The organism is Falsochrobactrum tianjinense (genome assembly GCF_019100495.1).
Taxonomy (GTDB): domain Bacteria; phylum Pseudomonadota; class Alphaproteobacteria; order Rhizobiales; family Rhizobiaceae; genus Brucella; species Brucella tianjinense.
The window spans coordinates 225,144-240,367 of sequence record NZ_JAHRVA010000005.1 but is presented as its reverse complement, the minus strand read 5'-3'; the positions used below and the strand labels follow the sequence as shown (position 1 = coordinate 240,367).

The following is a 15,224-nucleotide window of genomic DNA, read 5'->3' as shown; positions in this document are numbered from 1 at the left end:
TTCCACTTATCCCCCTGTTCAAATTTCCCGAGCCAGCTCTAACTACAATGTTCTTAATCTGGAATCAGAAATTTTATCAATGCGCATGTCCGACTCCAGGATGTTGGTTATTAGGTTCCGCAATCATTAAATAGTGTTTGAGAATAAAGCGGTTTAGGAACTATCGTTGTTGTTTTGAACGACGAAAATCTTTGACAACTGCTGTTGCGAGCACCACTTTGCGAGCCAAACGAAGCGTTGAGAGCGGACAGCCTTTCCACCATCGCAGAAACTACCAAGCGGTAGCCGTTATGCTGAGTTGTTGTGCGAAACATATCTTTGCGACCGGGCAGTCTAAAAGGCCGAAAGCATGTGGTCGTTCTGTCGCTGAAATAGATTACTGAATAGTCCCTAGATCCGATCAAAACCGTATATTGGATGTAGACCTTCTCACATCTTAATCAAGTTTAACCGGCTAGTCGCAGGAGCGTCAGAGTCCTTTATTCAGACGTGGACAGACTGCACCAGAAAGCTAGCTCTGCTTCGCTGTTTTCAAGCGCGTCGAGCCGAGCAATCCTTGCTCTTCAAGGACCGGATAGGCCATTGATGCGAGCAGCGAGTTGATCTGCTTGAGATCGCGAATGGTATCGAGATGGATCGTGCTTGTCTCGATGCTTCGGGTTGAACCCTCGCGTAGCCGCGAGAAGTGGCGCATGCTCGTCTGCTTTTCAAGATCACGCAGATTGTCTTTTTCCTGCACGAGTTGACGGGCGGTACGCCCATCACGCGAGACGATGACATTGAACGCCATATGGGCGTTCGCCAGCACCATTGCGTGGAAATGGCTGAGCTCCTTCCAGCCCTCCTCGGTGAATTCCAGATTGTGATCCATCTTCTTCTGAACATGCGCGAGCATGTTGCGTACGATGATATCGCCAACCTGTTCGAGCTTTACACATGCGCCCATCAGTTCCTGCATCCGCAAAGCTTCAAACTCATCGAGGTCTTTAGATGCGAGCTTGGTTAAATACAGCTTGATGGCTGCATGCTTCTTGTCGACCCGGTCATCGAGGCTTGCCAGTTCGTTGATGCACGCCTGATCCGGCTTTTCATAGAGATCGATAATCCGGCGCAGCATCACTTCAATTGTATCGCAAACGCCGACGACTTCGCGCGTTGCATTGGCGAGCGCCTGGGACGGACGATCAAGAACGGCATTATCAAGCGCGCTATACTCTTCGACCTCAAGTGGCTGGACGGGTGCGTTCTTGTCTGAATTGAGATGAACCAGTGCTTCAGTCGCACGGAGCACCAGTCCAGACAACGGAATGCCTGCGACCATGACAATGACATTGAACAGAATGTGGGCGTTGACCACCTGCGAAACGGGGTCGCCACCAAGGAAGCCGATCGAGGGCTTGAAGGCCTCAAACAGGATCAGCATGAGCAGCGAGCCAGCGCCGCGCATCAAAAGATTACCGAGCGGCACGACACGGGTTTCGGGTGGTGCGTTGCGGGTCAGGATCGGCGCGATGATTGATGAACCAAGATTGACGCCAAGCACCATGATCACCGCAAGCTCCGGCGTGATCAGTCCGCGCGATGCGAAAGTGGTCAGCAGGATTACGCCCGCGATGCTGGAATGAAACAGCCACGTCATCAATGCCGCCAGTAGATAGGCAGTCACAGGATCGCTGGAGAGATAATCCACGATGACGGGCAGAAGCTCGCTTTGGCGCAAAGGCTCTGTCGCCTGCCCTGTCATTTCCAGTGACATGATGAGCAAACCGATGCCAACGAGAATGCGCCCGATCTGACGCCAGTCACGTCGCTCTGTGGTCATGAAAATGGCTGTGCCTGAAACAAGGCAGAGCGGAACCAGCAATGTCAGATCGTAGCTCAGGATTTTCACAACGAGTGCCGAACCAAGCTCGCCTCCGCGCACGGCCATCAGACCTGCAACCCCGCTGACGATGCCCGATCCGACGAAGGAACCGACCAGAAGCGTCACGGCCGTCGAACTCTGCAAGGCAATTGCCAGAATAAGGCCAAAGGCTATCGAAAGCAGTGGGTTCTGCATCTGGTTGCGCAAGCGGCAACGCAAACGATCGCCATAGGCACGCTCCACCCCTGTTCGCACCATGCGTGTCGCCCAGAGCAGGAGCGCGACTGCACCGGCAAGATGCAAAAGGACCAGAGAACCGTTCATGTATTTGTACTACTTTCAATTCATTGAAGGTATGCAGAATTATTTATTGATGGCCTGACTGCCAAAAAGATCGTCGATTGTTTCTTCGGCAATTGCAAAACAAGTTGAAGCACCGCAGCCGCTCGTAACGACGACCAATCGCACCGCATCAGATGGCTGATCTGTGATACGCCAGCGGCCCGGAGCCCATGCATAAGTCCCCACCCAGCGTTCAGAAACGCTGCACGCTGGCATATCCAGAACACGGCCGAACTCAGAAAGCATGTAGCCTTCAATTTCGGTTGAACCGAAAGGGTCGGGAGTTCTGGAGTAGTGATGACTATCCCCCACGACCAGAGAACCATCGGGCGATTGCGCGACGATCAAGTGAATGTCGTTCGAACGCTGTCCAAACATCTCGCTGTTTAACTGCTGCTGTAATTCGCTGAGCCCTTGAAGCCCTTGGTATCCAGATGAACGCGCTAGTGAAAGCTCGGAGAGAAGGGTGCTTTTGAATTTTATGTTCGACTGAGAGGTGACACGCATCATCTGCAACTTGCAACGGGACAGATCAAACTTCTGCAGTCGGTCCGCGAACAGACCCGTGAAGTCATCTCCGGGGCAGACTACGGTCGCTTCGGCATTGATAGTACCTTTACTCGTAGAAAGTGATGGTGCATTGACCGCATGAACATAAGTATTCCATTGAAAAACTACACCGAGTTTTTCACTCAGGAAAGTTATTAGACGGGGGAGCGCTTCACGAGATTCGACACGGATTTCATGCGGGCTGAACAAACCCAGTTGTCCGGCCTCTTTTCGCAATGAAGGGACGAGCTTTTGCGCCTCGTTCGTAGTGAGCTTCTTGCATTCCGAACCCATATCGGTTTTTAAAAATTCGTCGATGATGGTTTCTGCAGGACCATATCGCGCGGCAAGCAACATACCGCGTTGAACAATATTAATACCGGCGGCGTTGGCAATGTCTTCCCATATCTCACGAGCACGGCGAGCTTTTGACCAGCAGTCGCCAGCTGCCTGCCCGGTTATGGTTACGAATCCGAAATTTCGGATCGACGCACCATTACTCTGGGCATCGCGATCTAGCACGATTACCTTCTTGCCCCGAACTGCCGCAACATATGCATGAGCAAGGCCGATTATACCTCCACCCACCACAGCAACATCGTAGTGCGCCATCGTACCCAACCTCCTGTGTCTCTTTCAAAGTCTGTTCATCACAAGTCGCTTTGATGGACTTGCTTGAAACGACTGGACATAGGGTGCAATTTGCTCGACTATCTGTAAAATCGTTCTTTCAGATTGATCGATAAGCTAGACTTATGAAATCTGACCTACACTAACCGGCAGGATCACACGAGATGCGCTATGTGCAGCTGCGAGCCTTTCACTATGTCGCTGTTTACGGAGGCTTTTCGCGCGCTGCCGAAGCTCTTTATCTTACTCAGCCTGCTATCTCGGATCAGGTCCGTAAGTTGGAAGAAGAATACGACATCTTGCTTTTCCACAGGCACAAGAAGCAGATTACTCTCACGGAGTTTGGCCGAAAGCTTCTCGAAATCACACATCGCTTGTTCGAAGTCGAGAAGCAGGCAAATGAATTGCTTTCCGAATCTCGCGCGTTCAAGATCGGAAATCTGACCATCGTAGCAGACGCAGCGCATCACCTACTGGGCATTTTGCGCGCATTCCGTGATCGCTATCCGAACGTAAAAATTAGTGTGAATACGGGAAACACCGACTTTGTCGTCAGAGCTCTTTATAGTTACGAAGCTGATATAGGCATTTTGGGTGAGATCCCAGATTCTCAGGATTTTGAGATACACAAACTCAGCTCGTCGCCGATTATCGCTTTTGCGTCCGTTAATCACCCTGCATCAAAGGCACAGTCTTTGACATTGGGACAACTTGCGGAAATGCCGCTGATTTTCCGCGAGCAGGGGTCGAAGACCCGGAGAAAACTTGAGGACCTGGCTGCAAGCAACGGGATCCAACTGGTGCCGGTCATCGAAGCTGAGGGACGAGAGGCCGTGCGAGAAATTGTTGCAAGCGGTGCAGGTGTGGGGTTTGTCTCAAAAGCAGAGTTCAGCGCTGACATGCGACTGAAGGCAATCCATATCCATTCTGATGAAATGCTTATGGACGAAGCCGCCATTTGTCTGAACGAGCGGAGCTCGGGTGCGCTCATCCGGGCATTTATGGAGATCGCAAAAAGCAAGCTGTGATTGGATTTTCAAATTGCCGACAAATTGTTCTGACGATTTTCTTTTGTCCCCATTGGGCCGCGGTAGATCCGTAATTCAGGTGGCGTGAGTTTCGCCTGATCCAAATTTTCCATGCGCCTAGACACGAGGTAGATGCTTCGTTCGCTTTGGCTATTTGCCATCACGCTGCTTACCCGCTGCTGCTGCGCAATGGGTGTACGTGTTTAACAACCAACCTTGACACGTTACGCACCACAATTGCTAAGCGTAAGAGCCATTATTATCAATAAGCCTTACTTATAAACTGATCTAAAAGAACGATTTTACAAATAGTGAGCCAAACCACAAGCTGTGTCCACCATCTGAACAAGTTTGAGACCATTTGGAGGACAAATCGTGGAATACGACAGAATCATTGGGTCCAGGTTTGATCCCCCGGTTTTGGGTGAGCCATATCTCCTAACTCCTGGACCACTTACAACAGCCACCGAAGTTAAGCAGGCAATGTTGCGGGACTGGGGATCCTGGGATGGAGATTTTCGAGGAATGACGGCGGAAATGCGTCGGCGGCTTCTGGATATTGCCGGAGACGGAAAGGGCGATTTCGATTGCGTTCCGATTCAAGGAAGCGGTTCATTCGCGGTTGAAGCGATGTTGGGCACTTTCTTACCCCGTGACGGCAAGATCCTGGTTTTGATCAACGGAGCCTATGGCCAGCGCATCGCGCAGACGCTGGATTATCTGGGGCGAGCTTACAGTGTAATTGACAAAGGTGATTATTTACCTCCGCGCGGCAATGAAGTGGCCGCTGCACTCGATGCAGATCCAGCCATTACGCATGTGATCGTCGTGCATTGCGAAACGAGTTCAGGCATTCTAAATCCGGTCGGCGAAATTTCCGAAGTGGTTTATGCGCGTGGTCGCAAATTGCTGGTGGATTCTATGAGTGCTTTCGGTGCGATCGATCTCAGCGTCGGCACCATCCGTTATGAGGCGATGGTTTCCTCTGCCAATAAATGCATTGAAGGGGTGCCCGGTTTTGGTTTCGTTATTGCCAGAAAGACCGAGCTGGAGGCTTCCAAAGGCAATTGCCACTCCCTGTCGCTCGACATTCATGCGCAGTGGATCGCAATGAACAAGACAGGCCAATGGCGCTACACACCGCCAACCCATGTCGTTGCCGCCTTCATGGAAGCGTTGCGTATACATGAGGCGGAAGGCGGAGCCAAGGGCCGGCTTGCTCGCTACACCGAAAATCGCGATGTCATGGTCGCGGGAATGCGCGAGCTTGGTTTTGAAACCTTGCTTCGCGACCGTTGGCTGTCGCCGATTATCGTGACGTTCTTCACACCGGCCCACCCGAATTTCGAGTTCAACAGATTCTATGAATTGATGAAAAACAAGGGGTTCATTATCTATCCCGGAAAACTGACGGTAGTCGAAAGTTTCCGTATCGGCTGCATCGGCCGGATGGATGCGGCTGTCATGCGCAAGGTTGTCGCTGCTGCACGGGAAACCCTTGATGCCATGGGTGTCGACACGGCTGTGCCACCGGCTGCGGCTCTCGATGAAAGAGCAAAACTCGCCGCATAGATTTTGGAACACAAACGGGTTTGGACCCGGCCCGCAAAGGATATCGACGTGAATAAGATGACCAATCTGACTGTTACGGTGAACGACCGCGACTATAGCTGGCCCAAGGCCCCGGCGGTCGCTATCTGCCTTGACGGCTGCGAACCAGCCTATCTGGATGAAGCAATAGCTGCCGGGCTCATGCCGACATTGAAGCGGATCAAGCAGACTGGCACTGTACGCACTGCTCACAGCGTCATCCCAAGCTTTACCAACCCGAATAATCTATCCATCGCGACCGGGCGCCCGCCGGCTGTGCACGGGATTTGCGGCAATTATCTCTATGATCGCGAGACCGGGGCGGAAGTGATGATGAACGACGTGCGTTTCCTCCGCGCACCGACCATCTTCAAAGGCTTTTACGATGCCGGTGCCAAAATTGCCGTCGTGACCGCGAAGGACAAGCTGCGCGCCCTGCTGGGAGCAGGATTGCAGTTTGACGATGAACGTGCCGTCTGCTTTTCGGCAGAGCGTTCGGATACGACCACCAAGGCGGAAAATGGCATCGACAATGCTTCGAAATGGCTGGGTATGCCCGTGCCGGAAGTCTATTCGGCCGAATTGTCGGAGTTCGTCTTTGCTGCTGGCGTGAAGCTGCTGCAGACATTCCGCCCGGATGTGATGTATCTTACCACGACGGACTATGTGCAGCACAAATATGCGCCTGGCACTCCGCAAGCCAACGCCTTCTATGAAATGTTCGACAAATATCTGACCGAACTCGATGCGCTTGGCGCTGCAATCGTGGTAACGGCCGATCACGGCATGAAGCCGAAGCATAAGGCCGATGGTTCGCCAGATGTGGTTTATGTTCAAGATATTCTTGACGAATGGCTTGGCAAGGATGCCGCCCGGGTTATCCTGCCGATCACCGATCCCTATGTCGTCCACCATGGTGCGCTCGGTTCTTTCGCTACCGCCTATCTGCCTGAAGGCACGGATATTGCCGATATCATGAAGCGCCTTGCAGGGATTGAAGGCATAGATGTCGTGCTGGATAACCCGGCTGCTGCTGAGCGCTTCGAACTACCCGCTGACCGTATTGGTGACATTGTTCTGGTTTCGACCGTCAACAAGGCCATCGGTACCAGCGAACATCGACACGATCTGGCTGCGCTCAACGAACCCTTGCGCTCGCATGGCGGACTGACCGAGCGGGAAGTACCGTTCATCGTCAACCGGCAGATGCCGGACTTGCCGAATGCGCCGGTTTTGCGAAACTTCGATGCATTCTTTTACGCTGTCACTGCGGCTGCGCACGCGTGACGATGAAGGAACACGCCATGGTCAAGCCTGAAACACAGATCAAGACACGACACGAGCCGATGCGCATCGCTGGCCGCAAGGTTGATGCCGATATGACATTCGATGTCCATTATCCCTATACGAATGCCGTGATCGGTACTGTTCCCGCAGGTCGGGCAGAGCATGCGCGCGAAGCCTTCAGGATTGCAGCGTCCTACCAATCGAAGCTCACTCGTTACGAACGGCAGAAAATTCTGTTGCGCACTGCCGAGCTACTGGTTGAGCGCAAGGAAGAAATGGCCAGCCTGATTACCTCAGAGCTCGGCATTTCGAAGATGGATGCCTATTACGAAGTCGGGCGCGCTTACGACGTTTTCACACTTTCAGGACAGATGTGCCTGCATGATGACGGTGAAATATTCTCTTGCGATCTGACACCGCACGGCAAGGCGCGCAAGATTTTCACCACTCGCGAACCGTTGCAGGCAATCTCCGCGATCACACCATTCAATCATCCGCTGAACATGGTGGCTCATAAGGTTGCGCCCGCAATTGCCACGAACAATTGCGTTGTGGTGAAACCGACCGAACTGACACCGATGACGGCTTTGATGTTGTGCGACATCATGTATGAAGCCGGCTTGCCGCCGCAGATGCTGTCGGTCGTCACAGGCCTGCCCAGCGATATTGGGCTGGAAATGATTACGAACCCCGTTATCGACCTCATCACCTTTACCGGCGGCGTTCCGGTGGGCAAGATGATTGCCCGAACCGGGGGCTACAAGCGGATGGTGTTGGAGCTTGGCGGCAACGATCCTCTCATCATCCTCAACGATCTGAGCGACGATGATCTGGCCAAGGCCGCCGATCTGGCGGTTGCTGGCGCGACCAAGAATTCCGGCCAGCGCTGCACGGCGGTGAAACGCATTCTCTGTCAGGGCAGTGTTGCGGACCGTTTCGTGCCGATGGTTTTGGAACGGGCGAAGAAAATCCGCTTCGGCGATCCGATGGACCCGCAGACGGAGCTTGGCACAGTCGTGCACGAACAGGCCGCGGCGCGTTTTGAGCAGCTTGTTTATTCGGCTGCCGAACAGGGAGCAAAGGTACTCTACGACCCCGGCAGACAAGGCGCATTGCTGCCACCGATCGTTGTGGACGAAGTTCCACATGGTTCGGAATTGGTCATGCAGGAAACCTTCGGCCCCGTCATTCCGATCATCCGAGCACCGGAAGATGACGATGCCCTGATCGCTTTGTCGAATTCAACGGACTTTGGCTTGTCGTCTGGTGTTTGCACCAATGATTACCGTCGCATGCAGAAATACATTCGGGGTTTGAAAGTCGGCACCGTCAATATCTGGGAAGTCCCGGGATATCGGATCGAGATGTCTCCGTTCGGAGGCATCAAGGATTCCGGCAACGGTTACAAAGAAGGTGTGATCGAAGCCATGAAGAGCTTTACCAACGTCAAGACGTTCTCGCTGCCCTGGGAAACATAGACGGGAAAGCACGAAGGTCGAAGCAGCGGGGAAAGGGAAGCGCATGAAACTGGCGGTGCATACGGAAGGCGAATCTAATCGCTCGGAGGCCCGCCAGCGCTGGCAAGAGCATAAAAACAGTCAAGCCATGCAGCAGTTGCTGAATCGCGACGCTGATGTTTTCCTGCATCAAAGTTTGTCCAGTCCGTGTCTGACGGCGATTGTCAAGGCGCAAGGCATCTGGATCGAGGATGCCAACGGGCGGCGCTTCATGGATTTTCATGGCAATAGCGCTCATCATATCGGCTACGCGCATCCACGTCTGATTGAAGCCGTGAAGAAGCAGATGGACGAGCTCTGCTTTGCGCCTCGTCGCTTCACTTGCGAGACTGCCGTGCTGCTCGCCGAAAAGCTGGCCACTCTTGCTCCTGGCAATCTGGACAAGGTGCTGTTTACGACGGGAGGATCGGATGCCATCGAAGTCGCCCTAAAGGTCGCGCGCGCCGCAACGGGACGTTTCAAGACATTGTCCTTCTGGGATGCCTTTCATGGTGCAGGCTTCGGCGCATCCTCGGTCGGCGGCGAGGCGACATTCCGGTCCGGCATTGCCGGGCCGCTGCTGCCGGGAACGGAGCATGTGCCGCCTTTTGCCTGCTATCGCTGTCACTACAAGCACAAGGGCCCGGACAGTTGCGGCATTGCCTGCGCCGATGTTGTGTCGTTTGTGCTGGAGCGGGAAGGCGATATCGCAGCTGTCATTGCCGAACCCATGCGTGCAACGCCCTATCCGCCACCACCGGGATTCTGGAAGGAGGTGCGCGAGACTTGCGACCGGCACGGAACCTTGCTGATCTTCGACGAGATACCGACCGGATTGGGCAAGACGGGCAAGTTCTTCGCGTCGGATCATGACGGCGTTACGCCCGACATGATTGTTCTTGGCAAGTCGCTCGGCGGAGGGTTGCTACCCATCGCCAGCACCATCGTTCGTCGCGATCTCGATGTTTGCGGCGACTTTGCGATCGGTCATTATACGCACGAGAAAAATCCCGTCACGGCTCGCGCAGCGCTCACGACAATTGAGATCATTGAACAGGAGGGCCTGGTGGAGCGCGCGGCAGAGCTTGGCGCTTATGCGATTGGCCGTTTGCGCGCACTTCAAGCGCGGTGTCCCCGCGTCGGGGATGTGCGCGGGCGGGGATTGTTGTTCGGTGTGGAGCTGGTGACGGGCCGCGACACACGGATACCTGACCATGCAATGGCGGAGGCCGTTTACTATCGCTGCCTCGACGGTGGCGTCAGCTTCAAGATCAGCCAGGGTAATGTGCTGACGCTTTCGCCGCCATTGATCATCACTCGAGCCGAGTTGGACCAAGCTCTGGATATCATAGAAGGAGTAATTCTCACAGTCAGTAGCCACTAGAGCATGTCTCCCGAAAGGGGAAACCGGTTTCGGGATAAAGACATGCGTAAAAACAAACAGAGAGAGCATTTTGAATGAATCAATCAAAACAGGAAACGCGCTCTCAATAATTGTTTTGATGCAATTCTTATCCGACAACCGTCTCACCCTTCGGGATGCGCCCTAATCGCCTGCTATAAGTTCTGCCTTGGAATTCATAAGATAAATAGATTTTACTTATTCAACCTGAATCCACACTATACTGATCAAAAAGATGAAAAGTCTGAGATCCACCAGACAGGGAACATAAAACTAAGCCGCTCAAGGCTAAAAATGGGGAAATTTCACATGCTGAAACAAGGTGCTTTCATATTATCACTCGTAACTGCCCTGAGCTTGCCCTACGGTGCGCAGGCTCAACAGTCGGAACTGACGGTCTATACTGCTTTCGAAGCTGTCGATCTGCAACGTTTTGCCGACGCTTTCAACAAGGACCATCCGGATATCAAGATCAACTGGGTGCGCGATTCCACCGGTGTTATGACCGCAAAGTTGCTTGCGGAAAAAAACAATCCCAAGGCCGATATCATCTGGGGGATTGCTGCCACGTCATTGCTGGTTCTGAAAAGCGAAGGAATGCTGGAGCCTTATACGCCGAAGGGGGTCGACAAGCTTGACCCGCGTTTCGTGGACAAGGACCGTCCGACGAGCTGGATCGGCCTTGATGCTTATGTCGCTGCCGTCTGCTTCAATACGGTTGAGGCGGAAAAGCTCGGACTGAAACCGCCAAAGAGCTGGGCGGATCTGACCATGCCGGAATATAAGGGGCATGTAGTGATGCCGAACCCTGCCTCGTCGGGAACCGGCTTCCTTGATGTATCCTCCTGGCTGCAAATGTTCGGCGAGAAGGAGGGGTGGAATTTTATGGACGCTCTTCACGCTAATATCGCCAATTATACCCATTCCGGTTCGAAGCCGTGCAAGATGGCAGGAGCCGGAGAAATACCGATTGGTATTTCGTTTGAGTTCCCGGCGTCACAGGTCAAGAAAGCGGGCGCACCGATCGATATCATTTTCCCGGAAGAAGGTTCCGGCTGGGAGTCTGAAGCCGTCGCGATCATGGCTGGCACACCTAATCTGGAGGCTGCCCAGACTCTCATGGATTGGACGCTGACCCCCAATGCGATGGAAGCTCTCAATCAGAGTTTCGCTGTGGTGGCCTTGCCAAGCGTCGCCAAGTCGGTGGAGCATATTCCGTCCGATCTCAAGTCCAAGATGATCGATAACAATCTGGAATGGGCCGCCAATAATCGGAAGGCAATTCTGGATGAGTGGACGAAACGCTTCGATTCCAAGTCCGAAACCAAAGGCTGAAGCACTTTCTGCAGCCACGAGAGCCGATTTGCACCGCGCAAGACGTGAAGCTGAAGCGCATCCCGGAATGTGTAAATCGGTTTTCGGAACAATATGCGTGTTAAAACAACCAGATAGAGCATTTCCTACGATTCAATCAAAACGGGAAATGCTCTAGCTGGACGTCCTATCGCGACGCAATTCGTACACTGCCAGATCCGTATGGGAGAAACATATGCTCATCCAGAGGAATTCAAGTGTGAACAACGATACCGCTTCGGAGCCAGCGCCGTTCAACGACACGTTATATTCAGTCGCTCCTGCACATCCAGTTCGCGAGGACTACCTTCAAATTGAAAGCCTATGGAAAAGTTTTGGGGACTTTCAGGCTCTGAAAGACATCAATCTGGAAATAGGCGAAGGTGAGTTCATCTGTTTTCTCGGTCCTTCCGGATGCGGCAAGACCACGCTTCTACGTGCGATTGCCGGACTGGATCTGCAAACGCGTGGTAGTATTCGGCAGGCGGGACGAGATATTTCCGTCCTGCCTCCCTCACAACGGGATTACGGCATTGTTTTCCAGTCCTATGCCTTGTTTCCCAATCTGACGATCGAAAAGAATATCGCCTTCGGGCTGGAGAACTGGAAGCGTCCGAGCGCCGAGATCAAGGCACGCGTTGAAGAATTGCTCGAGCTGATTGGTCTGGTTGATCAGGCGCACAAATATCCGGCGCAGCTTTCAGGCGGCCAGCAACAGCGCGTCGCTTTGGCCAGGGCAATTGCAATTTCGCCGGGACTGCTTCTGCTGGACGAACCGCTTTCGGCGCTTGATGCGAAAGTTCGGGTCCACCTGCGGCACGAAATCAAAGAGCTGCAGCGCAAGCTTGGCGTCACCACGATCATGGTTACCCACGATCAGGAAGAAGCACTGGCGACCGCTGACCGCATCGTCGTAATGAATGGCGGTAAAATCGAACAGGTCGGAACTCCGCTGGAGGTCTATCGCCATCCCAATACGCTGTTTGTGGCCGACTTCATCGGCGAAACCAACAAATATCCGGTTGTGGTCGCCAATAAAGGCGCGGTTGGGGTGGGGCGCTTTTCTCTCCATTGTCATGAGCATGATCTGCCTGCCGGTTCCGAAGCCGTCGCTGTCATTCGTCCCAACGATATCGTCCCCCACGGTCATTTGATCGATGATCGGTCCTTTGCCGAAAATGGCGAGAATCTGATTGAGGTACAGATCGAATCCATGGAGTTCCTGGGATCATTCTGGCGTACGCATATGCGCAGCCCCGATCTTCAGAACCAACCCTTGATTGCGGATTTTTCAGTCAATGCCGAGCGGCGTCTCCGACTGGTCGAAGGCATGTCGATCCTGGTTCAACTGCCCAAGAGCCGCATGCTGGTCTTCGGCAAGAGGGCGCAGTAATGAGCACTGTCAGCGACCATCTGGCCATGCCGGCCGATTCCCGCAAAACGCTGTTCCGTAAAGTGAGCGCTGATGACAGGATCAAGTACGGCATGATGCTGGTGATCGGTCTTTATCTTCTCATGACGCTGGCCGCGCCGCTCTACGTCATGCTCACCAAATCGTTCAACAGCTACCAGTTCCAGCTTGGCAATTTTGAAGTTCAGGTCAGTGACGGAAAGGGCAACTGGCAGAATCCGCAAACGCTTGCCGCGCTGAACGACGCACTTGGCGTCCTCAAGTCCGACGATCTCGCCACATCCAATAGTGGTAGGCTGGCGCCAACAGATCTGTTTCCGGACTTCAGCTTTCGCGGACCGGAACATTATCGGATTCGCGGTCTGACACCGGATGCGCGCTTCCTGATTGGTACGACGCCGCATCAAGGTGAAGCGTGGCAGGAGATGGATTCCAATACTTTCCGGCGCGTCATGCTCATGCCGTCACAGATTAGAGGCCTCGAAAACTACCGAACCTATTTTTCATCGCCAACGCTGTTTCTATCGATCAAGAACTCGTTTCTGATTGCGGTCGCCAGCATGATCCTGACTGTGACGCTCGCCTTCGGTTTCGCCTATGCACTCAACCGTTCGCAGATGCGGTTCAAGGGGCTCTTCAAGCTGATCGCTGTCATGCCAATTCTTGTTCCGTCATTGTTGCCGGGGATCGGGCTCATCTACCTCTTCGGCAATCAGGGCATATTGAGGGAACTGCTTTTCGGCGTGCCTATCTATGGACCGTTGGGGATTGTACTCGGGTCTGTATTCTTCACCTTTCCACACGCATTGATGATCATATCGACGGCGCTCGCCGTCTCCGATGCCCGTCATTATGAAGCGGCGGAAGCGCTGCGCACGTCGAAATGGCGTACGTTCTGGACCGTTACCGTTCCGGGCGCCCGGTATGGCCTGATCTCGGCCGCTTTCGTTGTGTTCAATCTGGTGATTACCGATTTCGGCTTGCCCAAAGTTATCGGAGGTCAATTCAATGTGCTTGCCGTCGACATATACAAGCAGGTTATTGGCCAGCAAAACTTCGAGATTGGCGCAGTGGTATCGGTCATATTGCTGTTTCCGGCCATCGTCGCCTTCTTTGTCGATCGGGCCATTCAGCGTAAACAGGTTGCTCTACTGTCTGCCCGCGCTGTACCGCTGGTGCCAAAGAAGAAGCCGCTCGTCGATAATCTGAGCCTTCTCTACTGCACCTTGATTGCCGTTTTCATCGTCGGCTTGATGGCTGTGTGCCAACTGGCGGCTGTCGTCAATTTCTGGCCCTACGACATGACGTTGGGCCTGCGCAATTTCGATTTCAGCCGCATGGATGGCGGCGGGTGGGCTGCCTATGCCAACTCGATCCAGCTTGCCTTCCTGACAGCGATCATCGGCACAATCATTGTATTCATCGGCGCATATGCCGTGGAAAAGACAGATGGCTTTTTCAAAGGAAGGATGCTGTTCCAGTTTCTGGCGATGCTGCCGATGGCGGTTCCAGGTATGGTGCTGGGCCTGTCCTATATCTTCTTTTTCAATAATCCGGCCAATCCGCTTCATGGCATTTATGGAACCATGGCCATACTCGTCATTTGCACGGTCACGCATTTTTACAGTGTCTCTCATCTCACGGCCCTGACTGCACTGAAGCAGATGGATTCGGAGTTCGAAGCCGTATCGGCTTCGCTCAAGCAGCCATTCTATAAATTGTTCGTCCGTGTGACGGTACCGGTCTGCCTACCCGTAATTCTCGATATCTCGCTGTATCTGTTCGTCAATGCCATGACCACCGTGTCGGCTGTCGTGTTTCTTTATTCCGCACATACCGCGCTGGCCTCGATTGCGGTTCTCAACATGGACGATGCGGGTGATGTGGCTCCGGCGGCTGCGATGGGCATGATGATATTCTATACCAACGTGATCGCCCGCCTGGCCTATTTTGCAGTGTCACGGTTTCTTTTGAGACGTACGCAGTCGTGGCGGTTCAGAGAGGTCTGATATCGTCGTAGGAGTCAGCTGTAGCGATCATTATCGCTACAGCACGTAACACATAGCATTGTGACTGAATAGTCTGGTTAATAATCATGGTGCAGTTCGACTCGAACCACCAAAGGAGGTTATTAAACTTCCCGCTCTGCGAATTTGGCGCGTTGAAACCTATGTGGAACCCGCTGCTTCTCAATGAAAAAGCAAAAGAAGCTTGGGAGTAGTAGGAAGGGCCTTAACCGAGTATTGACACTAACTAGCGTCAATCGCTAAGC

At 53.3% G+C, this 15,224-nt stretch carries 10 protein-coding genes; 8 read left to right on the top strand and 2 right to left on the bottom strand.

What is annotated here, in order from left to right:
* Positions 1-511: 511 nt before the first annotated feature.
* The gene (locus KUG47_RS13185; protein WP_217678429.1) at positions 512-2,188 is read right to left on the bottom strand and encodes a Na/Pi cotransporter family protein; all 1,677 of its coding nucleotides are present in this window, start codon (positions 2,186-2,188) and stop codon (positions 512-514) included.
* 39 nt (positions 2,189-2,227) lie between these two features.
* Complete coding sequence (locus KUG47_RS13180; protein ID WP_217678428.1) at positions 2,228-3,367, bottom strand: TIGR03364 family FAD-dependent oxidoreductase; 1,140 nt, start codon at positions 3,365-3,367, stop codon at positions 2,228-2,230.
* Positions 3,368-3,549: 182 nt separating this feature from the next.
* Here KUG47_RS13180 and KUG47_RS13175 point away from each other — a divergent pair, with 182 nt between their 5' ends.
* From KUG47_RS13175 to KUG47_RS13140, 8 genes are all read left to right on the top strand, one after another.
* A complete protein-coding gene (locus tag KUG47_RS13175; protein WP_217678427.1) occupies positions 3,550-4,413 on the top strand; it encodes a LysR substrate-binding domain-containing protein in 864 nt (287 codons plus the stop codon).
* 375 nt (positions 4,414-4,788) lie between these two features.
* Positions 4,789-5,985: a 2-aminoethylphosphonate--pyruvate transaminase gene (locus KUG47_RS13170; RefSeq protein ID WP_422718089.1), complete on the top strand. Its 1,197-nt coding sequence runs from the start codon at positions 4,789-4,791 to the stop codon at positions 5,983-5,985.
* 57 nt (positions 5,986-6,042) lie between these two features.
* Positions 6,043-7,290, top strand: coding sequence for a phosphonoacetate hydrolase (gene phnA, locus KUG47_RS13165; protein ID WP_254799560.1), 1,248 nt, complete (start codon positions 6,043-6,045; stop codon positions 7,288-7,290).
* A gap of 17 nt (positions 7,291-7,307) precedes the next feature.
* Positions 7,308-8,768, top strand: coding sequence for a phosphonoacetaldehyde dehydrogenase (phnY, locus tag KUG47_RS13160; protein WP_217678425.1), 1,461 nt, complete (start codon positions 7,308-7,310; stop codon positions 8,766-8,768).
* Positions 8,769-8,811: 43 nt separating this feature from the next.
* Positions 8,812-10,170 (top strand): (R)-1-hydroxy-2-aminoethylphosphonate ammonia-lyase, encoded by a 1,359-nt coding sequence (gene pbfA / locus KUG47_RS13155; RefSeq protein WP_217678424.1) that lies wholly within the window; start codon positions 8,812-8,814, stop codon positions 10,168-10,170.
* 330 nt (positions 10,171-10,500) lie between these two features.
* The gene (locus tag KUG47_RS13150; RefSeq protein WP_422718092.1) at positions 10,501-11,523 is read left to right on the top strand and encodes a putative 2-aminoethylphosphonate ABC transporter substrate-binding protein; all 1,023 of its coding nucleotides are present in this window, start codon (positions 10,501-10,503) and stop codon (positions 11,521-11,523) included.
* Positions 11,524-11,761: 238 nt separating this feature from the next.
* The gene (locus tag KUG47_RS13145) at positions 11,762-12,934 is read left to right on the top strand and encodes a putative 2-aminoethylphosphonate ABC transporter ATP-binding protein (RefSeq protein WP_422718088.1); all 1,173 of its coding nucleotides are present in this window, start codon (positions 11,762-11,764) and stop codon (positions 12,932-12,934) included.
* Complete coding sequence (locus tag KUG47_RS13140; protein WP_254799548.1) at positions 12,934-14,961, top strand: putative 2-aminoethylphosphonate ABC transporter permease subunit; 2,028 nt, start codon at positions 12,934-12,936, stop codon at positions 14,959-14,961. The genes KUG47_RS13145 and KUG47_RS13140 overlap by 1 nt, the downstream gene beginning before the upstream one ends.
* Positions 14,962-15,224 lie beyond the last annotated feature (263 nt).

Coding starts and splice junctions, on each gene's coding strand:
- KUG47_RS13140 (WP_254799548.1), top strand. CDS start 12,934: ATGAGCACTGTCAGCGACCATCTGGCCATGCCGGCCGATTCCCGCAAA.
- phnY (WP_217678425.1), top strand. CDS start 7,308: ATGGTCAAGCCTGAAACACAGATCAAGACACGACACGAGCCGATGCGC.
- KUG47_RS13185 (WP_217678429.1), bottom strand. CDS start 2,188: ATGAACGGTTCTCTGGTCCTTTTGCATCTTGCCGGTGCAGTCGCGCTC.
- KUG47_RS13175 (WP_217678427.1), top strand. CDS start 3,550: ATGCGCTATGTGCAGCTGCGAGCCTTTCACTATGTCGCTGTTTACGGA.
- pbfA (WP_217678424.1), top strand. CDS start 8,812: ATGAAACTGGCGGTGCATACGGAAGGCGAATCTAATCGCTCGGAGGCC.
- KUG47_RS13180 (WP_217678428.1), bottom strand. CDS start 3,367: ATGGCGCACTACGATGTTGCTGTGGTGGGTGGAGGTATAATCGGCCTT.
- phnA (WP_254799560.1), top strand. CDS start 6,043: ATGACCAATCTGACTGTTACGGTGAACGACCGCGACTATAGCTGGCCC.